The organism is Weissella sp. ESL1139 (assembly GCF_058506735.1).
The window spans coordinates 1,822,421-1,843,644 of the sequence record NZ_CP196375.1 but is presented as its reverse complement, the minus strand read 5'-3'; the positions used below and the strand labels follow the sequence as shown (position 1 = coordinate 1,843,644).

Below are 21,224 nucleotides of genomic sequence, written 5' to 3'. Positions count from 1 at the left end.
CTTTTATTTCCCTTCTACTTTAGTGGTCTTGTCATCCAAATTTATTTTTTCCAATACGTATTCGGAATTATCATTATTAAAAATAACCCGATAATCGGCTTTAGGACTCCGAATTAAAACATCCCCATTGCCTGCTTGTAAACTGTTTACCTGCAATTTTTGTGGCTTCACGTCGAGCTTTTTAGCAACGTCCTTAACCAAAGAAACTTCCTGACCACTCTGTTGACTGCTTGTTTTAAAATTAGTGTAATCATTAAATTGAATTGCCACTAGCAAAATTATTACAGTTCCGACAATAACGGCCAAATCTTTGTATTTAATATCACCTTTATTCGAAAAGTATCGGATTAATAAGGCAATAAAGGCGATGGCCAAAATCACAATGATGGCTAATCGAATGTATGGATATTGTGTTTGATGATCCAACAAGTATTGATATGTATAAAACGTCATAACCCGACTCCCTATTTAGAATTGTTGTCTACACAATAGATTTAAAATTTCTGTTATTGAATATAATAACACCATTATATATATGATATTTCCTAAAAGATAATTTGTATTTGTAAATAAAGGCATCTTTCTAGAGCTCATTTCCTATTTTTGTTATAATTTTTATTAGAATATTATATTTTTCCGAAATATAATACTCTATTTTAGGAGAGAGTTGTCATAAGGGGGTAATTTCATGAATAAAGGGATTGTAATTGGTACGACAACAGTTATTGTGATTGCCATAGCTGGTGGTGGAACTTATGCTGTTCTGCATACACCTAAGCGACAATTTGACAACACACTAACAAAAATGTCAGACAGTAAAGACAATGTTGCTGACTTCCGGGTAAAAGTTAGTGGTGATGATATGTCTGCAGCGCGTATTAACGGTAATGTAAAAATCGATGCTGACAATAAAAACAACATGGATTTAACCATGAACGTTAGTGAAAATAAAAAGTCACAGAAGATGCATATTAAGGCTGACAAAAATAACGCTTATTTATCAGCTGCCTTTTTAACGGACTCGTTAAAAGCCGAGGGACTTGGCGATATGTCGAGTTTAACTAATTCACTTAACAAGTATTGGTTAGATGCATCTGATACATCTTCATATGGTGATGTAAAAACACCTAACGTTAAATCAGATGGTAATAAATTAACTGCCTGGTTCGATGATTTAGATGGCAGTAAATTTGAAAAAGTATCTGATGGTTACCGAGTTAACTTAAACAAAAGCGATATGAAACGTTTAATGAACAAGGCTGCGAATACTAAATCAGGAAAAGACATTCCAAAATCAGATTGGAACAAATATAAGTCATCCATTAATGATGTTAATAAGTTGAAGTTTAACATTACAGTTGGTAATAAGGGGCAATTACTTAAGATGAACTTCTCAGGTAAAGAAGACGGTCAATTAGCTCGCTTTACCTTTAAGACTACTACAAAACGTAACGACAAACTAAAGGTGAAGATGCCAGCTAAGAAACTGGTTAAGTCAGAAACAGAGTTAACCGACATCATTCAAGAAAAAGCTTTCGATTACTACTCGGCACAATTCGATGACGCAGGAGCAAATTCATCATCCGACAATGACGATGATATAACATCAGACATTTAAATTAATAATATAACAGGGACTAAGACTAAATATTTTCAGTTAAATTAATTTTGATATTTTCCATTCAAGGAACGATTAACGCGTCAGGCTAAGTCCTGACGCGTTTTTGTTTAAGTGAATTCAAAATAAATAGAAAGGAGCCCCATATAGATGCTCGCTAACAAAAAAGAATTTTTTCTAACAACCCTATTCTGGTTTATTTCTAGTTTATCAGCTATTATCTCCATGTTAGCCACTATTTCTGTAATCAAAATTTTTAATTTACCTATGATTATATCCGTAATTCTACGTTTCATATTGGCGATACTATTTGTTTTCGTATTAAACAAATTTTGGCTTAAGCAAAAAGTCTATTATTTTAATACATCGAATCGTCTATCAACGCTACTATTACCGATTTTGATTATTATCATTTATGCAATTATTCAGTTTGTTAGTCTTGATGATTGGCAATCAGATTTGCAACATTTCCAACTAATTAATCTTATTTTTACATTCGGTTCTGCCATCGTGGAGGAATATCAATTTAGAGGCCTCTTGTTACCTAAATTTTTATCTATTTTTAAAGGTCGTCCAGAAACGCGGGCGATTAAAGCAATATTAATCGTCAGCTTTCTATTTAGCCTAAATCATCTTACTAACCTACTCAATGGCCAACCATTTGCCCCTGTGATTTGGGAAGTTATTTTTGCATTCGGTATAAGTTTAGTCCTCTCTGCCTTATATTTAAGAACCCGATCACTTACCTGGCCAATCCTAGCACATTTTATTGTTGATTTTTTCTCATACTTAGATATTTATGCCATCTTAAATATGATTAACCAGACGCAAATTGTCATTGGACTTGTTGTAGAAATTGCTCTGGTCGGCCTTTTATTATTCGTACCAAAGACACAATTAAAATTATTTAATTTGAAAAAGTGAGTAACAACAAAATTTAAAAAATGAGCCCCAAAAGTTAAAGTAAAAAATTTAACTTTCGGGGTATTTTTATGACTTCATTTTTAAAATTTACAGGGCAGTTCAAGATATGTTTTGTTTTTCAAACTGTCTCCAATACTCATCATTTGATTCTGTTATTTCATCATCTGGCAATACACGTCGTTTAATAAGTCGGTCATGTGAAATTGCGTATTCTAATGAATCTTCTTTAGCTCGCAAAGCACGTTCTATCCAATCTAATTTTTCTTGCGACATTACTGCAACTGTTCGATTATTAGCTCGTGCCACATATATCATTTCATCAGCATCATTCACTAAATCTAAATAACCTTTAATGTGAGCTCTAAAATTACTTTGTGTTGAAACAAGCGTCATATTACCACCTACTTTATTGATTACAAAAACGTTTAACATTTAATAGACATGCATCGCAATTAAATTTATCGAGACTACTAAAATGAACACTGCAAAATAATCAATTCATCAAAAACGTCTCAATCCCATATGCAACGCCATTTTCTTGGTTGCTCTTTGTCACATAGTCACCAGCTTCACGTACATTTTCAGGTGCATTAGCCATTGCAATTGCCGTACCGACTTCATCAAACATTGATAAATCATTTTGACCATCCCCAAAAGCTGCCGTTTCATCTTGCAACAAGCCTTCTTCTTGGACAATGTAAGCAACACCGTATGCCTTTTCAGCAACATCACTTGTAATCTCTAAGTGCTCCTTATCTGATTGCAACACGTTCAACCCGGCTATCGGTAATGCTTCAATCGCTGCTTGCACATCATCGAGATGCGTACCACTAAGATCGATAATCATAATTTTAAAAATGCCTTCACCAGCATCGAACTTGATATGATCACTTTGCATCGTTCGTGGTGATAGACCTGTAAATGATATTTCATGTAAGACTTCTGGCGACTGCGCATCATCAACTACCCAATCAGCTTGCGTATGGTAACTAACACTAAGATATGAATAATGTTTCAATAACCAATTAACCAACCTTTCACTCATATCAGCCGCAATGGTGTTGGCTTTTAATGCGTGCATCACACCTGCTTCTACTTGATAAATCAAGCCCCCATTAAAAGCAACTTGTGGTGCTTGTAAATCTAATTGGGTAATAGCCTGGGTCATTTCTTGTGGTGCGCGTGCCGAAACTAATGCCACTGGTATTTTAGCTGCTTTAATGGTTGCAATCGTTTCTGGTGTCACAACACCGCTGTTATCTAATAATGTCCCATCCATATCTAAAAAGATTTGTTTAATCATGCAAAGTCCCCCATTCATGTAAGTTTTATTACGATAAAACATAATATCCTTATTACTTCGTATTATACTAATCTTAACAAATAATCACTATTTTCGGAGGTTGTTATGCCCATTCATTTTGAATTTGCCCAAACTACTGATTTACCTAAAATCGTCAGCATTTATAATCAAGCCATTAAGCAACGTAACATTACTGCTGACCTAACACCGATTACCGTTGCGGACCGCGAACCATGGTTAGCGCAAGCAACTGCCAAGTACCCAATTTGGTCTATTTTAGATGATAATAATGTCATTGGCTGGATTAGCTTAGAATCGTTTTATGGACGCGCCGCTTATCATGAAACAGCTGAAGTTAGTATTTATCTGGATACGGCTGCCCGTGGGCATCATATCGGAACCCAGGCACTTGAATTTGTCATCTCACAATTAAAACAACGTGCTTTCAAGAATGTTGTTGCGTTTATTTTTAAACAAAACATTCCCAGCATAAAACTGTTCGAAAAACTGGGGTTTCAAGAATGGGGCTTATTACCCCAAGTAGCAGAAATTGATGACAACTATCTAGACTTAGCTATTTTAGGTAAACATTTTGAATTCTGATAACGATACTTTTAATAACTTATTAATACACAAAAAGGCTCGCAAACCCGATGTTATTAACGCATCGAATTTGCGAGCTATTTTCACGATCTCAATTACACAATTTCATAATTATCATACTATTTTTAATTGAGTCGGAATTTTTAATATTATTATCTTTCAGACGTTAGGTTTAGTTATAAACTAATCCACCATCAACCAAGATAGCTTGACCAGTAATGTAGTCTGAATCTTCAGAAGCCAAGAAGTGCACCAAGTTAGCAACATCTGTTGGTGTCTCGTAACGGCCCAATGCAATTTGACTAGAGAATTGCTCAAATGGCTCACCAGGCTTCAATGATGGATCTGCCTTAACCATTTCAGCATCGATTCGATCCCACATCTTAGTCTTAGCAATACCTGGGCAGTAAGCATTTACTGTGATGTGCTTAGAAGCTAGTTCCTTAGCAGCATCATGTGTGAAGGCCTTAACCGCATGCTTAGATGCTGAGTAAGTACCCAACATTTCATAAGCTTCATGACCCGCGATTGAACATGCATTGATGATCTTACCAGGCGTACCTTGCTTAATGAACTGCTCTGCAGCTGCTTGTGTTCCATAAACAGTTCCGAAAACATTAATCTTAAATGTGCGCTCCAATTCCTTTGCATCAATATCTAAGAATGGTGTTACAGCTTCAACACCTGCGTTATTGATAAAGACATTTAATTGACCAAACTTTTCAACAGCTGCGGCAACCAAAGCTTCTTGGTCTTCTTTTTTAGAAACATCACCAGTAAAGCTAGCAACGTCACCTAGAGACTTAAGCTCACTTTCAGTCTTAGACAAAGCTTCCTCATTAATATCATGAATCATTACACTGAATCCGTCTTTCAATAGACGTTCTGCGATTCCCTTACCTAAACCACCAGCTGATCCTGTAACTACAGCAACTTTTTTACTCATGATAAACCCCCTCGGTTAATACCTTAAAATTTGTATAATCTTTTATACAAGATTAGTATAGTTCTTTTCGGAAGCGCTTACAATAGCGTTCTAAAATTTATTTCATTATTTTTTATATACAATTACCAGTAAACAAAAAGCTGAAAAAGGTGCGTACCATTGTGTTACACCTTTTAGCATATATAGGTAATTGTTTAACCCTTTACATAACATGGGGACTACCGACTTCGATTCATTACTGAACCAGCTTCTCCGCAGGCTTTATGTCTTCATTACCGCGCAACCCATAATCGAACCCTAACTAGCTACCCAATCCTGGACTAATTAGCATTGCTTCACCATTTCACTGTTTTTGCTGTCCATGGTGCACACAGCAAGGCGCTTCCCTTGCCGTCCTAGTCTCCACCTAGGCTTCTTTTTAGCTGCGTGAGTTCTACGCTGGTTTGATATCGGTTAACACTAATTCCCCGGCAAAAGAAAAAGACTTTGTAGCCTCTCATCAAGATTCACAAAGTCCGATGTTATCGTCTTTGCCAGGATTTTTCCTGTATACTTTTCATCAAAATATCATGTCCATTTATTTACTATTCGAACAGATATGTTATACTGTAAAGTATAAATCTTGATGTGATTGCGCACATCAAGTCACACCAAGTGGGACGCCAATCCCGACAAGGTACTTCTTATAAAAAGCAATCTCCAAGAACGCCAATTCTTGGGGCTTTTTTTTGCATACGTATTTAATTGATGATTTCAGTTTACCACAGCTACTCATTTCATAAAACAATTAATTCATATATACTCCACTTAAAAGATCATAATAAACGTATAAATAAGTAAAAAAGCCACTTGCACTGAACCTTCATTATCTTAGGGTAAAGGAACTATTAGAAAGGATATATTCATCTATGACCAACTTATTTGCACTTATCTTCATAGGAGTTGCTTGTATTAGTCTTTTTATCTTAATAGTTAAGTTATCATTAAATCAAATTAATCATAATAAAAGATTGAATAGTCTAAAAATATCAAAACCTAATAAAAAAAGATTACGAAAAAAGTTAAGTAAACAATATCCTAAACAACAGCATTCAACATATAGGCTTTTAATTTATGCATTCTTAAGCATTATAATAGTTTTTATTTTAATGAAATATTCATTAGTTGTCCCTGTTCACTATATGTGGCTAATTAATATTGGTTTACTTATATTAATTTTTATATTTTATAGATTAATTATATCTATACTTAATAAAAGGCAGGTACTTTATCAGTATGCTGCCCAAGACAAACCTTCGCTGTTCTCACAAAGTGAAAAAAGATATTTTTATGAAACGTCTGCCAATATTTCTAGATTAAATCCACTTATAAGCAGGTTTGGTTTTTTAAGTTTATTTACTGCTATATTGGCAGTGATATTTAGTCATTAATTGTTACGCAATTGTTGGGATTATTGTAATGAAAAACAACACCACAATAAACGTAGCAATTAGCATTACTGTTTTAGGAGATAGGTCTATTTGAAAACTTGTGGCCACTTTTTCAACGCTACTATGAACTGCAGCATACATCGTTTTTAATTTATCAGTTAAATTATTTACGTCAATAGTCGCATTAAATTTAATACCAAACTCTGCATCCAATACTTCATCTTTAAGTGATTTCACTACTAATTCAAGGGATAAATTTTTACCATCTGTACTGAATGTCAAAATTCGTAACTCACCGTCCATAACATCTCCTGAAATGTTAATACCTGTGGCCGATAGCGACAAATCCAACATATTATCAACTGCCCCAGTTGGTAAATTAATACCAAATGTCTTCAATACTTTATTTAAACTAGCTGACTCTAAATGACCATTTGTTATTTGAATAGCATGGTTCCCATCCGATGAATTAACAGTACTAGTTGCTTGTGCTGTGATTTTTAGTGCTGTTTTTTTGATGACAGTTACTGCTGGACCATCTAAAGTAATATTTACATTCTTTAATACTCTTTTTAGCGCTTCCTGTGCTGTAATGCTCTTAGAAACACTTGTTATACCTCTATCACGACCAGACAATCCCAAGTTATCAATCGGAATTCCCCCTAGACTAAATTCAACAAATTGATCAAAGGCCCAAACCTTGGGCATCGGAAAACCTAAGTTACCAGAAAAACCCGTCGACATATCAGCCACAAAGGCGCTTGTTGCATAACCTGCTGCCGCTGCTCGCGAACAAACATTACGGGTCCCGTAAATACCGACTTTATAGCCAGACAATTGAGCAGCTACCGCTTTCGTATAAGGAATAATCGTGCCATCAATATTTCCGTCTTCAACATCTAAATCAGCAGCAAAATAAATCGTTGCGCCACTAGGAATTCCCAGTGAACGAGCTGCTTGACTAGCTAAATTAGCGTCTTTATAACCCTGAGCTGCTGTAAAATAATCAATTACGCCACCACCATCTTGGTAAATCGGAAATACATTAATCCCTGCTGCTATCAAATTATGCAACTCTGTACGCGTTAAGTATTTATTTCTTTGCGTTGCCCCAATACCAACAGAACCTGTCAAATAACGCCCAATCATCGTATAGCCTTGGGACTTTAAATAAGTTATATCAGTCGCTGATAATTGCTTAGACGTATCCATAGCTGATGCATCACGATTAACATTCCCATTACTTGTTAGCAAACCTTTAATAACCGTTAAGTCAGCGGTACTCGTATAAGGAGGCAAATTCATGAATTTACGGAATGCCACAATACGATCACCCATAGTAGCTGTAAATTGCCCATCAATTGCCCCAGTATAATAACCATTAACCATCAAACCATACTGAATTAACTTAACAATAGCACCTGAAGCACCCACTTTTAACGTTGGGGTTGCTTTAATCGTACCAGGACCATAAACACCATTGGCACTACCTGATAAGCCAATTTCAACTTGTAGGGCATAAATTAAGGCTGTATTCGTATCACGTTGATAAATACCATCACACGGTAAAATCCCAAAATATTTATGATAATGGCCATTCAAATATTGTTGCATACCTCGTACTTGTTCAGTACCGCCCAATACGAGACCAAAGGCACTCATATCAAACAAAGCTTTCATTAGTTGCGTTGTCATCTTACCATCTACCGTGACACCCGCTTGACGTTGCAAAGTCTCAATGGCATTAGTTGTCGCCTTGGTATATTTACCATCAAGTGCACCAGGTGAAATCCCTTTTGCCCAGAAAGCTCCTTGAATTAATTTCACTAAATTACCTAAATAACCGTTTTTAAGTTTACTCATAACCTTACTAACTGCTTTTTCAGTGGTCTCACCAAACCCTGAGGCAACTGGGCTAATCCCCACCTCATGTTGTAAGCCTTCACGTAAAGCATAAATCGTTGGCCATCCAGTCTGACCATTTTCTTTAACCTTTTCATAACCTTTAACATTTTTATAGGTTTTGTTTAACCACACTTGTGTTTTCTTAACTTGCTCATCCATTTATATGGTCTCCTTTAATCATAATTTTAAAATTAAGTGATTGCATGAACTATTAGCGCTAATAAATTTATCAATCAACAAATTAAGTTTAACCTAATATTAACGAAATGTGTAGGTTTTATCCTATTAAAATTAACATTAACTTAATTTTAGAATTTAAAAAAGAACTCAGTATTTTTAATACTGAGTTCTGCAATTAATTATTAACTTACCATCATGGACTTGACGATATAAATTGGCAATTGCGTGTTACCTTTCATAATTTCTAAATCTTGTAACATTCTTACGCCATTTTGCTTTGAATCTTGTTCTAAATATAGGCTAATGCCTGCTTTTCTTAAAACTTGCCGCATATGACCAACTGTTGTTGTGTAATACACAATTATCACTTTTTAGCATCCATATAGTCAGATACCAAGATTATATTAATATAGCTTTAACTGATAACAAATAATTGAAACTAATCTTTAAAAACAAAGTCATCCACGAGAATGATGAAAAAGCGACCAGATATTGCTTTAAGTCATGATTTGGTGTCGCAGACAAGTAATATAACAATTGTTACCCCGATTAGTAGTACCAAGTATAACTTTCCGATATATCATCGCTTAAGTAGTAGTCAAAAAGTATACGATAAGATTTTGTTAGATTAAACAATTGTTTTAAATTTACAGGCAAGACATGTTACAAATAGAATAATTGTGAATCATGTCTCACGTGCGTAATTAGAAGAATAATCGATTTGTATAAATTGTTGTTTAGCATTGATTCGTAATATAAGATTCATCCTTTTATGTGCCGAACCGTATTTTATGAGTGTTTTTAAGTATTTCAAATTAGTTTATATGTTATTTAAAGATTTGTGGCCGTTACTAGGGTGAATAAATTATTCATCAAAGTCTATTTAGTCTTATAAAAAGTAACAAATATTGTCCTGATACGAATAAGGAAACTTATTTATTATTATTAATAATTTGACTATTATGATAATTAGATTTATATTTTATTAAAAAGAAATGAGAATATGCGTGTATGAAACATAATTTAGTTTTTGGAATTAAGAATGGGAAAATTGGGAAACTAATTGTTATTCTGGTTATTTCAACGCTAGCAGCTACAGTCATTCAGTTTATTAAGGGTGATTTAATTCAATCAGCCTTAAATTTAAATAAGCACTTAGCTATTCAATTTAGTTTACTATATGGTGGATTAATGTTAATAGAAGTTTTTTTCTATTACTTAGAGTGGTTATTTGAAAATAAATTAACGCGAAAAACAATTTATCAATTAAAACAAGGTATAGCAAATAATGTATTTAATCGTAATAAAAAACTTTCAGAAGAAACAGTTAGTAATTCAACGCAAGTTATAAATAATGCGATCGCTAATTTAGAATATCCTTATTATATGGCTTGGTATAGCAATTTTTATCTTATTTTACGGGTTATTTTTGTTACATTATCCATTTTTTATATTAGTTATTTAGCAGGACTTGTGATCATATTATTAATGGTTTTGCCTTTAATTGTAACGAAACTATTTAAAAGAAAGATTGCTGAAAAAAAGAAGAAATACTTAGATGCAATGGGTGTTAATCTATCTAATTTTGAAAATATTATTCAAAATTTTCAATATATACAAATATTTAATATCTCGGATTTCTTGCGTTCAAAATTTCAAAAGGGTTTAAAAGTGGAACAAAATTCAGGGATTAATGCACAAAATTATCAATTAACTTTAAATACTATTTATTCATTAGTTTCTTATTTTTCAAGTTTTGTAGCCCTTATAATATCTGCCTTCTTAATTGCTAACAATCGTATTACTATTGGAACAGCTGTTACTCTGTTAGGATTAATTGATCAACTTAGTTTACCTGTTCTATCAATTTCGCGTAATATTAATTCGATTAATAGTACAAAAGATATAAGAGAAGAAATTAGTAATAGCATTGTTAATAATAGCCCCACTAAAAAAGTAGTTCAATTTAAAAATAAAATTCAAACTAGTAATTTAGTAATTGAGTTGGATAAGAAAAAATTGCTTTATCCAGATATAACTATTGCTAGTAACAATAGTTATTTAATTAAAGGTAAAAGTGGTATTGGTAAATCAGTCTTTTTAAAAGCAATTCTTGGTTTAACTACTAGTATAAAAGGTAATATATATTATGATGATGAAAAGATTGATGATAATGTAGATGTTTTTTCTGATATTGCCTATATTTTAGCTGATAATTCATTATTTAATATGTCAGTATTAGAAAATATTCTTTTTGATAAAAAGATAACGGACGAACAGCAAGAATTAGTAAAGACGTTTTTACCAGAAGATATTTTAGAATCTGAAAAAGTTAATTCATTATCGTCGGGAGAAAACAGGCGGGTCTTGTTATTACGTGGCTTATTAAGTAACAAAAAGATGTTGGTTTTTGACGAACCTACGGCTAACTTAGATCCCGAAACAAGTACCATTTTTTGGGAAACAATTTTTAATTGGCAAAAAAGTACAGATGGTACTTTGGTTGTTGTTTCGCATACAATTGATGCACAGAACGAAAAGCAATTTGATTATCTCTTAAATTTTGACAAGCTTATACGTAGTGTTGAGTGTTAGAATCCATACGATGAAATTTTTAAGGGCTTATATTTTGAAATTTAATATTAACGTTATCGCATTTTTATTAAAAAATTCTAATAAAAATGTTGTTATAATTAGAAAATAGTTATATAATTCTAATTATAAAGAAAGGATTAGATAGATTGATTACCTTTCTTAATAAAATAAGGAGAATTTTGATATGAAAAATTTTGAATCATTAATTTATGAATTACAATCGAATGTATCTGTTATTTCTGACTTTTTAGAAAATCCTAAGAAGGTAATCGATAAATATAATTTATCTGAAGAGCAACGCAATGCCATGTTGTCACGTGATATTACATCATTAGATAATTTAGGAATTGAAAAGTCTCTTGCTGTAGGTGCTTTATCAGGGGGACATCATGGTGAACTTACTCATGTATAAAAGGGGGGCTTAAACATGCAAATTGATGTAGGATAATAAAGAAAAACTTGGATATATATCCAAGTTTTTTTATTAACTAATACAAAATTTAGAAAGGTGTACAGCATGTTTGAAAGAGATGTAAATTCAATAGTAGAAGATTCTTTAAATAAGTTTATTGCTGAATTCAAGGTAAGAGGATTAGATTTTAAGACGTCTGAGACATTTTCTAAATTTATTACTTTATCAGCTAATTGTACGTATGATCATAGGTATTCAGTATCAAAATTAAGTCAAATATTTAATAATGAAGAATTTCCAACGTCAGAATTATTAAAAATATATATGATTGCACTTTTGTGTCTGCAAGAAAAACAAGGAGCGGAATTTATATGGTAGATAGTTTAGAAAAACTTCTCCTAAATTATGATTTGTCTTCCAAAAATAAGGATGCTCATTACTGGTTCTCGAATTATGATTCAAAAGAATGGGACTTCTTACCAAATTATGGATTTAAAATACATATATCTGCTACGAAAGATAATGCTGAATTAATTCTGAATAAGTTTTTAAAATATTATTCGAATAATAAAGATTTATTATTTAAGGTAACAGCAAGTGTTGACAAACTTAATAAACAAAATATTGGCTTTTTTGGATTATCTCAAGTTGGTAAATTTATAACAATATACCCTAAAACTGAGAAAGAATTGTTATCTTTATTGATTAATTTAGAGTTGATATTTAAATTTGATCGATCAATTAGAATACCTTCAGATAAGTCATTTTTGAACTCGGAAATTGTTTATTATCGTTATGGAGAATTTAAGTCTAGCTCAGATAATATTGATAAAAGAAAAAATGAGGATGTTTTTTATAAGAAATTGACATTTCATAAGTATAATCAGTTACCTAATAAATATGTAATTTTAAAAATATTACAAAAATCTGGAAACAACGGAGTATACAAAATATTAAATTTAAATTCTAAAAATATAAATATTTTAAAAGAAAGTGTACCTTTTGGAGCCATATCAAATAATAATATTGATAGTGTGAACCGAAAAATAAATGAATTTTTCGTGTTAAGTAAAATGAATGATGATTTTGTTCCTAAAGCATTAGATATTTTTTGGATTAATGAGTCTTTATGCGTGGTTACAGAAAATATGGATGGAGTAAAATTAGGAACAATAGTTGTTTCTAATATTGGATTTAATCAAAGGATGATGATATTTTTAGATTTACTAAAAAAAGTGACAATTATTCATCAAAAATATAATGTGGTGATTAATGATATATCTATGAATAATATACTTGTAAATTCGAAAAATCAGGTACATATAATTGATTTTGAAATGTCACAATATCCTGAAGAATTCTATGCTGCAGAAAAGATTGGAACAACAGGGTTTTATGATCACGATTATTCAATAATTGATTATTCACAAGATATTTTTAGTTTAGGGAAAATTTTGTTTTATCTTTTATCGCCAACTAAATATCAAAAAAACATTTTAAAAAGTACACAACATAGTATTAATGATTTTACGGAGATATGTTTATTTGAAGACCTCCTTACTAAGACAATTAATCATAATTATAATAGTGCAATTGATTTTTATAATGATTTCAATTTCGTATTAACTGAGCATAAAATTTTTAAAGAGAAATAGTGAATTAATAGTGATTATATTTCTGATAGTTTATCAATCAGTATTAGCAGTAGTTACAGAAAATTCATAAATGTTTGTTTTTCAAAACAATAATATTGGCGCACAGAATAGATAAAATGAGGTAAAAGAGTGGATATTAAATATTTTTATCAAGATAATCCTGACTGTATTGTTATCTATTTACATGGAGGGCCCTTTTTTAAAATACTTCAAATTACGGATGATCCTTACTTACAAGCTATGTATGACAACGGATTTAGTATTGCAGTACTGAATTATAGCACGGTTATGGGCCATGGTGGCAAATTGGATTATGAAGCAATTTTAATGGAAATAAATACTAAATTTCAAGATGTAAAATTACAGTTTATAGTTGGTGACAGTTATGGTGGATATTTAGCAAGTCTGATTTCAGGCAGTATACAGTGTAAAACAATTATTATTAGTGGTTTTATTAGTTTAGAATATCAACGTCTATTTTCAACAGAATCAAAGTGGTTAATAGAATATATGGATAAGAATGCGCCAGATTATTTATCTAATGACTGTGGATATACGAAAAATATTACTTTTATTCAGGGAACAAGTGATAGCCAATGTCCATATCAGCAATTTTTACCGTTAAAATTAATTAATAATAATAACATAAAAGTTATCTTTATGGATAAATTCAATCATCGTGAAAGTGGCTTAAATTTAAAGAAAGTAATCGATTGTTTAATTTTTGAAATGAAAGAAAGGGACTAGCAATTAATTGATTAGTTTTTATCAGATATTATTAACAGATATTTTATAATTATTGAATAATATATTTTTAAAATAGTAATTTAAAAGATAGCATTATCATTACAAATAGTCCTAAATCTAAAACAAACATTTGGGACTTTTTAATCCACGGTGGTTGGATTATTGTTGCGATTGCATGGATTATTGGGACCGCTATCAACGCCATCTAGGGATAAATCTATTAAAAGTATTATTATTAAAAACGTATAGGAGGCAAACCATATGCATGACCAAGACTACATCGATATGGCTTTAACGGATAACAAAGAATTGAAACTAATTTTAAAAGGTGAAGTTATCCCTGAAAATGATGAAAAAATAGGCGTCGTATCCGTTGTATTTATCACAACTAATGTTAATACTGCTAAAGCCACCTTCGAAAAACTCAATCAGCATAAAAATAAAGACGACTATTATATGCTATACAGTTGTCCGACAGATACGCAATTAACAGAGTTAACACACTATCCATCTTTACAAATTACCAAAACAGATCTCCTATAAATAACATTAGTTAATTAGGGACTATTTTTATAAGAAGTTGATAACACTATCACTCTTCATCAACGTAAGTTATATTTACTCAAGGGACAGAAAAAATATAGGAAATAACGTGGTACACCTGTTAACAGTTATTCTTGTACCTGGAAACCGGAAAATAAAGACGCAAATGACTTTCACAAGGAAAGTTGCAAGATGTACAATAAAATTAATGCAAAAAACTATTGGATCAATCACAATAATTGCAATTAATAACTAAAAGGAAATTTAAAAAATTTAATGCTATTACTTCTAAACAAAGTAAGCACACCAACCCAGCTTTGAACAAAGCCAATGATTTAAAGCCCAAAAATGCCTGGTGGCATTTTAGATAAGAATAAAATTTAACAATGTTAGGATGTGAAATTAGTGGATACTCATTTATTTGAACTAAATTCTGATCCATATACTCTATTGAATGGTATGTTTGCTACGCAATTACCTCCACTGCTTAATAATTTGATTACTGAATATTCTTCTAAAAAATTAATTAAAGAATTACGGGATAATCCCAAACCAACACTTTTTACGATAGATTCATCAACCAATTTAATTGAAAACCTTTATAAAGGAATTAAGCCTCCAGAATATATTTATGGAGAAAACTGGGCTGCTGAATCAATTAAGTTTTTTACAATAAAAATGAATGATTCTTGGAGACCAATGGCGATACCAAATATAAAGCATTCATTGATGTTTACATATAACAGCCTCATTATTGCAAATTCAACACTCAGTAAATTGTACTCTACTGAAGAACGTTTAAATGGCAAAACAAGTCATTCCGAATCCCCCATAATTGGTCGAGATGGACTTTTTTCATCTATGCTGTATGAAGAAGAGACAGTTGAAAAGGATATAGCTGTTGGTTTTATAGGATACGATGGAACAAACAAGTTTTTTAAAGAAAGCAAACTACAACGTTTTAAGATAGAATCAACATACCCATATGTTTTGCAAATGGATTTAAGTAAATTTTTCGAAAATATATATACGCATTTATTGTCTAAAATTAAGATTACTAAGTCTAAAACGTTTAAAAAGTATCTACTTTGGTTGGATGAGTACAATCAAAAAATAAATGATGCTCATACAAAAGGGATAATACAGGGGCCAATCTCCTCCAAAATATCTGCAGAATTGTTCCAATTATCATTGGATCAAAAAATACTTGAATTAATCAACAAATTGAATTTAGATATTAACTTTACTCGTTATGTTGATGACTATCGTTTTTTTTCCAAAAGAAATTCTGATTTGGAATTAATAAAACACCATTTAATAAAACTATTCAGACAATATGAATTGTCTTTTAATGACAGTAAATTTCAAATCTATAAAGGTTTTGAAATACAAAAACAAGCGCATCTAGAACGTTATCCTATAATAAAAACTCTTACAAACGGACATATAGAACAGTTTTCATTTGAAAATTACACCACCCTAAGAGAAACTATTATTAATCTACTTGTAGAAAGCGATATACCTACTGCAAAAGCTATCTTATCAATAATTGAAAATCAATTAAAAAACAAAAACATAAAATTTAAGGATAATAAAGTCGTGACATCCTTAATGCTTTTTTTAATAAAAGTAACATATGTCAAACCTGTACTAGCCATGCATATTTACAAAGTTATTTCTGCAATTATTTCTACTGCAATACCAACTGTTAAACATAAAATTTGGAGTACTCTCTTTGCAGAATTAGATTATATTGAAGACAGCTTTTCTGATACAGATTTAGAAATATGGTACTTCTATGCCTTAGGTAAAGCAGGTACATCAAATGAAACCTCTAAAACATTTACTGCGTACAAAAAAAAGAAAGCCAAAACAGACATTAGTGTATTAGTTTTAACAGTTCTGCTGAAAAAATATAGCCAGAAAACGAATAAACGCATTGAATCAGAAATTATTAATATAGCAAATAGTAATATAATAAATGGTAATTTAAACCCCACTAAATACTGGGCAACAATTTCTCAATCCAAATGGTGGCTTCCTATCTCAAAACTCTGGATAGTAACTGAAAGAAATGTTGATCCTGATATAAAAAAATTGTTTATCTCAAATAATGGTAACAAAATTCAATGGGACAAACTTGGTATAATAGAATTCTTACTAAAAAACAATAATTAACTGATTAATATATGACCTTTTGAAGACCTATCCGTATAAATTAAGACACAAAACCATAAATAGGCTATGTTAGGTGCAAGTGGAACGAGATTTGTAAAATTTATAAACTATAAACGATGTTATATTACTGAATTCTAATTATTTCAATTCAAACATAAAATCACCCAAATTTTAAGTTAAAGAATAATTATAAGGGTCTATAATGTAGAAATCGCCCCTCGAAAAAGTTACTAAAATAACCCCCATTAACGATAATCGCGTTAATGGGGGTTATTTTTATGCTATTATATTTAATAGCTACTCAATTTCGGCGGGCTGATGACTTCCCTTTCATCTCTAGTGAGCCACTTTCATAATGGGCCCAACAAGAATAAATTTCGACTATTTTGCTTTCATTATCAATTTTATAAACTACCCGGTGCTGACCATTAATTCGACGTGAATAATATCCAGCAGCTGGTGGTGTCAACTTCTCAAACGACTGAATCGCTAAATAAGGATCCGTTTGTAATACGGTAACGATAGCTTCAAAAGATGAACGTAACGGACCTTTTAGGACTTTTTTCAAATCACTCTTTGCTGATTTCTTTATCTTGATACGCCACTCACTCATTATCTATCTCGGCAATCATATTCTCTAAATCAACTGACTCATCATTTTCACGACTAAAAGCCGTCGGCATTTGACCATTCATAAACAATGCCAATGTCTCTTGCAAAGCATCATAATCTTTCTTACCAATTAATACCGCACTCTTACTAGTCTCGGCACCCGAAATAAATACAGGCGCTGAGTCACGATTAGTTTCTTTAATCAACGAAAATAGGTTATCTCTTGCTTTAGTTGGTGTGATCATCTCCATAACAATCGCCTCTTTTCTTAGCTTTCTCTTACTACAAGTATAACGTACGTTATCACGTACGTCAAAAAGAAGTTTCTCATGGTGCAACAAATTGTCCTCCCCATTAAAGACACGAACGTCCTCAAAGACGTCCAAAAGACCCTATTAGATAGTTTCAAAGCCGGTCGCCGTAATTACACGATTTTTCAAGTGGGTAAAGCCACCCTACTACGAGTCAGTGATGTTATGCGCCTCAAACAACAAGACGTTTTTAATCTTGATGGGACGATGAAACAAACGGCTTTTATTCATGATAAAAAGACCGGTAAAGCCAACACCCTTTATTTAAAACCGCTTCAGCATGACTTAAACCAATACCAACAGTGGCTAACCCAACAAAATCTAACGACTGTCTGGTTAATTTCCTCAACCCAACATCCTGATCAACATATCACTGAAAAAAAATTCTATAAGATCATGCATAAAGTGGGGGACTTTACTGAATATGAATTACTTGGGCACCCATACCATGCGTAAAACGGGTGCTTACCGGGTCTATATCCCATCAAATTACAATATTGGCTTAGGCATGCATCTTTTAAACCATAGTAGTGAAGCCATGACCTTAGCTTATCTTGGTCTCGACCAAGCAAGCACTGAAGCCATATTTTAGATAATATCGACTTTGGCTAATTGACAAAGTAATTTGCCAAATTGAAAGGAGTCTTACTATGAATATTGATTTTACGCATGATTACCATGAACTATTTGATGATTGACACGCTAATAAAACCAAAGTCTTAATGATTACCTCGTTACTACTGATGCCACAAATGACAACACAAAACACTAACCCACCTAATCTTTTAAAAATACTCATAGAATATGTTTCTAAACAACTACAAAATTTTTAATTTTGTACAATTAACATAGTAAAACAAAAATAAGCGTAAGATAATCTATAAAAATAGAAACCATCTTACGCTTATTTTAACTAGCTATTAATTCAATTATTTTATCATGATAATGTTCCGAATATGATAAGACACAAGCTAAGATACTATCTCCATCTTCTGTTGATAATCTTGTATTAATTATTTTACCCATTGCAAGGCCACCATAGCGTAAAGGTGCGGTTACTACAGACTTTTTAATTCCTCTAGTTATAAATGCTGGCTCATTATTCAAAGTCGAACTATCTTCTTGACTATATAATTTCTTTCCTTCATCAGAATTATAATTAAAAGAACTATTCACCGTGGTTTTCTGATCAGTTTCTGTAGCAGCTGATACAGGATTCCGTGTTACCAAGAATAATCCAACTCCAAAATCCATGTTTAACACTTTTTCACTCAAATTAGCGTTATCTTTTTCAGTTGTTTCATCCGTAAATGCCCGGTTATCATCTGCCTTTTTATTCACCCAATTAAGTTAATAAATTACTTTAACTTTGATGACGTCAATGACAAATTATTCCAGAAATTGTTATTATCAGGTGCAATATCAAAGCCCTTCACACGCTTATTAACTGGTCCCCATTGATAACTATTATCACTAGCAACATATGCCGCTTGATCATTCATATACTTTTGCCACTCTTTAAACTTATCAGTACGATATGAATCATCCCATGCCTTGTCATTATTCATATCATTTATCAATTGCGTATTCTTTTTTGTGACAAAGTGGCCCATGTTGAATGGCGCATCTTCACCATACAATTGCGTTGGTGTTGGTTCAGATGACACACTCCAAGCAGCTGCGAAGATATCAATCTTCTTTTGCTTAGGCTTTTGTAGCGTATCATAGAAACTGTTCATTTCCATTTCCTTACCAGTTGCCATCTTAACGTTCAAACCAACTTTACGCCAACGTTGCAAGTAATCTTCATACGTTGCATGACTAGTTGAAGTACCCTTCATAGCACCAAACTTAATCACAAGTTTCTTACCATTTGGTTGGGTACGCCACTTACCATCCTTCTTATAACCAGCATCATCTAGTAACTTATTAGCCTTCTTAGGACTGTATGGGAATCCCTTGGCTGACTTATCACTATACTTTTCAAAGATTGGTGGAATCAAAGTCTTAGCACGCCACCTAACACCGTTACCAAACTTCTCATTAATGGCGTCTTCATCAATGGCATACATCATTGCCTGACGTAATTTCTTATTACCCATTTTAGCCTTAGGATCCATCATATTAACTTGCTTATCAGGATCATATTCACCCAAGTTGAAGCCAAAGTAGTTATAACCTAAATCAGGTTGCCCAACAATCTTATAGTTCTTCAAATTCTTCAAGTTCTTATAACTGGTACCACGCATGACACCACTTGGTGAAGTGAAATCATATTTACTAGTTTGAATGGCTTTATCAATACTATTAGTTGAAACAACATTAATGGTAATGTGCTTAATCTTAGGTGCATCACCCCAATAATATTTATTTGGCGACCATGATGTTGACTCACCTTCAACAACTTTATCCAACTTATATGGGCCAATAAAGACCGGATCTTTACGCACAGCATCAGAACCGGCTAATTTATCAATGGCAATATCCTTATAGTGGTGATAAGGTGCAACACTTCCCCAAATAAATGAGTTACCTGAATACTTCATACTTGGTGAAAGCGCATTGTATTTAATGACAACTGTCTTACCATCTTCACCATCAGGATAGGTAATTCCTGAAATTTTATCAGCCTTGCCCTTGTGGAAATCAGCCATTCCTTCAATACGCTCAAAATCACTTGAATATTGTGAAGATGTTGACTTCGGACTAGCAATAATCTCGTAGGCATATTCAACATCACGCGCCACAACTGGCTCACCATCAGACCATTTTGCATTATCACGAATTGTAATTGTCACTGTATTATTATCACGATCTAGCTTCTGATTAGCTAACCCACCATCAATAATCTTAAAATTCTTATCGACATTAAACAAGCTACCACCACCACCAGGACTGAAGACATTTTGGTCTTCCTGATTATCAGCTAAAATTGATTCAGAAATTCCTTTGAAGGGTGAATCATTTGGTTCAGCGACCTTCAATGTACTGTTATTATTAGCTTTGGTGTCTTCTTTAGCATTGTTTTTGTACGTATCTGAAAGTTTTGCACGCTTAGTTTCGGCTGCTGACGCACTATCTGTACTACCCACGCTGACTGCAGCTAGAGAAACTGCCGTCAATACTGCTGCCGATGAAACTGCCCATTTTTTGCTTGCCTTTTTCATACACTTTCCTCATTTCTTTTACTCATGAAACTATTCCCTAATATGAAACAATCTGTGATAACGGTCTTTTTATAATTGCACCACCACCCTAAAAT

General features: G+C 32.4%; 22 protein-coding genes and 1 pseudogene. 13 read left to right on the top strand and 10 right to left on the bottom strand.

Features of this window, described 5'->3' with window-relative positions; all coding sequences use genetic code 11:
• Positions 1 to 3: 3 nt before the first annotated feature.
• Entirely contained in the window at positions 4 to 453 is a 450-nt protein-coding gene (locus ACSYSF_RS09075) for a DUF3290 domain-containing protein (protein ID WP_489867699.1), read from the bottom strand.
• A 235-nt stretch (positions 454 to 688) separates the two neighbouring features.
• Between ACSYSF_RS09075 and ACSYSF_RS09070 the strand changes: the two genes are divergently transcribed.
• Together ACSYSF_RS09070 and ACSYSF_RS09065 are read left to right on the top strand one after the other, a co-directional pair.
• Positions 689 to 1,618 (top strand): hypothetical protein, encoded by a 930-nt coding sequence (locus ACSYSF_RS09070; RefSeq protein ID WP_489867698.1) that lies wholly within the window; start codon positions 689 to 691, stop codon positions 1,616 to 1,618.
• A gap of 150 nt (positions 1,619 to 1,768) precedes the next feature.
• On the top strand, positions 1,769 to 2,542 hold the full coding sequence (locus tag ACSYSF_RS09065) for a CPBP family intramembrane glutamic endopeptidase (protein ID WP_489867697.1): 774 nt from the start codon (positions 1,769 to 1,771) through the stop codon (positions 2,540 to 2,542).
• A gap of 99 nt (positions 2,543 to 2,641) precedes the next feature.
• Here the strand turns inward: ACSYSF_RS09065 and ACSYSF_RS09060 are convergent, their stop codons facing one another.
• Both ACSYSF_RS09060 and ACSYSF_RS09055 read right to left on the bottom strand, forming a co-directional pair.
• Positions 2,642 to 2,935, bottom strand: coding sequence for a type II toxin-antitoxin system Phd/YefM family antitoxin (locus ACSYSF_RS09060; RefSeq protein ID WP_489868268.1), 294 nt, complete (start codon positions 2,933 to 2,935; stop codon positions 2,642 to 2,644).
• 100 nt (positions 2,936 to 3,035) lie between these two features.
• Entirely contained in the window at positions 3,036 to 3,845 is an 810-nt protein-coding gene (locus tag ACSYSF_RS09055) for an HAD family hydrolase (protein ID WP_489867696.1), read from the bottom strand.
• 105 nt (positions 3,846 to 3,950) lie between these two features.
• Here ACSYSF_RS09055 and ACSYSF_RS09050 point away from each other — a divergent pair, with 105 nt between their 5' ends.
• Positions 3,951 to 4,448 (top strand): GNAT family N-acetyltransferase, encoded by a 498-nt coding sequence (locus tag ACSYSF_RS09050; protein ID WP_489867695.1) that lies wholly within the window; start codon positions 3,951 to 3,953, stop codon positions 4,446 to 4,448.
• Positions 4,449 to 4,620: 172 nt separating this feature from the next.
• On the opposite strand, the gene ACSYSF_RS09045 is transcribed toward ACSYSF_RS09050, so the two are convergent.
• Positions 4,621 to 5,394 carry an acetoin reductase gene (locus ACSYSF_RS09045; protein WP_489867694.1) on the bottom strand — a complete coding sequence of 258 codons (774 nt, stop codon included), beginning with the start codon at positions 5,392 to 5,394 and terminating at the stop codon, positions 4,621 to 4,623.
• Between the two features lie 908 nt (positions 5,395 to 6,302).
• Between ACSYSF_RS09045 and ACSYSF_RS09040 the strand changes: the two genes are divergently transcribed.
• Positions 6,303 to 6,824, top strand: a complete 522-nt coding sequence (locus ACSYSF_RS09040) for a hypothetical protein (protein WP_489867693.1) — start codon at positions 6,303 to 6,305, stop codon at positions 6,822 to 6,824.
• 3 nt (positions 6,825 to 6,827) lie between these two features.
• On the opposite strand, the gene ACSYSF_RS09035 is transcribed toward ACSYSF_RS09040, so the two are convergent.
• Both ACSYSF_RS09035 and ACSYSF_RS09030 read right to left on the bottom strand, forming a co-directional pair.
• Complete coding sequence (locus ACSYSF_RS09035; RefSeq protein WP_489867692.1) at positions 6,828 to 8,888, bottom strand: glycoside hydrolase domain-containing protein; 2,061 nt, start codon at positions 8,886 to 8,888, stop codon at positions 6,828 to 6,830.
• Positions 8,889 to 9,091: 203 nt separating this feature from the next.
• Positions 9,092 to 9,277, bottom strand: coding sequence for a hypothetical protein (locus tag ACSYSF_RS09030; protein ID WP_489867691.1), 186 nt, complete (start codon positions 9,275 to 9,277; stop codon positions 9,092 to 9,094).
• Positions 9,278 to 9,379: 102 nt separating this feature from the next.
• Between ACSYSF_RS09030 and ACSYSF_RS09025 the strand changes: the two genes are divergently transcribed.
• The 8 genes from ACSYSF_RS09025 (at position 9,380) to ACSYSF_RS08990 (ending at position 17,039) form a co-directional block, all read left to right on the top strand.
• Positions 9,380 to 9,541 (top strand): hypothetical protein, encoded by a 162-nt coding sequence (locus tag ACSYSF_RS09025; protein WP_489867690.1) that lies wholly within the window; start codon positions 9,380 to 9,382, stop codon positions 9,539 to 9,541.
• Positions 9,542 to 9,920: 379 nt separating this feature from the next.
• Positions 9,921 to 11,504, top strand: coding sequence for an ATP-binding cassette domain-containing protein (locus tag ACSYSF_RS09020; protein WP_489867689.1), 1,584 nt, complete (start codon positions 9,921 to 9,923; stop codon positions 11,502 to 11,504).
• A 184-nt stretch (positions 11,505 to 11,688) separates the two neighbouring features.
• Positions 11,689 to 11,916, top strand: a complete 228-nt coding sequence (locus ACSYSF_RS09015; RefSeq protein ID WP_489867688.1) for a hypothetical protein — start codon at positions 11,689 to 11,691, stop codon at positions 11,914 to 11,916.
• A 105-nt stretch (positions 11,917 to 12,021) separates the two neighbouring features.
• Entirely contained in the window at positions 12,022 to 12,294 is a 273-nt protein-coding gene (locus ACSYSF_RS09010; protein ID WP_489867687.1) for a hypothetical protein, read from the top strand.
• Entirely contained in the window at positions 12,288 to 13,571 is a 1,284-nt protein-coding gene (locus ACSYSF_RS09005) for a class III lanthionine synthetase LanKC N-terminal domain-containing protein (RefSeq protein ID WP_489867686.1), read from the top strand. Before ACSYSF_RS09010 ends, ACSYSF_RS09005 begins: the two co-directional genes overlap by 7 nt.
• 129 nt (positions 13,572 to 13,700) lie before the next feature.
• Positions 13,701 to 14,318: an alpha/beta hydrolase family protein gene (locus ACSYSF_RS09000; protein WP_489867685.1), complete on the top strand. Its 618-nt coding sequence runs from the start codon at positions 13,701 to 13,703 to the stop codon at positions 14,316 to 14,318.
• A 261-nt stretch (positions 14,319 to 14,579) separates the two neighbouring features.
• Entirely contained in the window at positions 14,580 to 14,861 is a 282-nt protein-coding gene (locus tag ACSYSF_RS08995; protein ID WP_489867684.1) for a hypothetical protein, read from the top strand.
• Positions 14,862 to 15,266: 405 nt separating this feature from the next.
• Complete coding sequence (locus ACSYSF_RS08990; RefSeq protein ID WP_491737232.1) at positions 15,267 to 17,039, top strand: RNA-directed DNA polymerase; 1,773 nt, start codon at positions 15,267 to 15,269, stop codon at positions 17,037 to 17,039.
• A 301-nt stretch (positions 17,040 to 17,340) separates the two neighbouring features.
• Here ACSYSF_RS08990 and ACSYSF_RS08985 read toward each other — a convergent pair whose 3' ends face one another.
• Both ACSYSF_RS08985 and ACSYSF_RS08980 read right to left on the bottom strand, forming a co-directional pair.
• Complete coding sequence (locus ACSYSF_RS08985; protein ID WP_489867682.1) at positions 17,341 to 17,652, bottom strand: Txe/YoeB family addiction module toxin; 312 nt, start codon at positions 17,650 to 17,652, stop codon at positions 17,341 to 17,343.
• A complete protein-coding gene (locus ACSYSF_RS08980) occupies positions 17,645 to 17,902 on the bottom strand; it encodes a type II toxin-antitoxin system Phd/YefM family antitoxin (RefSeq protein ID WP_489867681.1) in 258 nt (85 codons plus the stop codon). Before ACSYSF_RS08980 ends, ACSYSF_RS08985 begins: the two co-directional genes overlap by 8 nt.
• 78 nt (positions 17,903 to 17,980) lie before the next feature.
• On the opposite strand from ACSYSF_RS08980, the pseudogene ACSYSF_RS08975 reads away from it, so the two are divergent.
• Positions 17,981 to 18,574, top strand: a pseudogene (locus ACSYSF_RS08975) (site-specific integrase).
• A gap of 297 nt (positions 18,575 to 18,871) precedes the next feature.
• Here ACSYSF_RS08975 and ACSYSF_RS08970 read toward each other — a convergent pair.
• Together ACSYSF_RS08970 and ACSYSF_RS08965 are read right to left on the bottom strand one after the other, a co-directional pair.
• Entirely contained in the window at positions 18,872 to 19,303 is a 432-nt protein-coding gene (locus tag ACSYSF_RS08970) for a hypothetical protein (protein WP_489867680.1), read from the bottom strand.
• 17 nt (positions 19,304 to 19,320) lie between these two features.
• Positions 19,321 to 21,129, bottom strand: coding sequence for an oligopeptide ABC transporter substrate-binding protein (locus ACSYSF_RS08965; protein ID WP_489867679.1), 1,809 nt, complete (start codon positions 21,127 to 21,129; stop codon positions 19,321 to 19,323).
• Between the last annotated feature and the right edge of the window lie 95 nt (positions 21,130 to 21,224).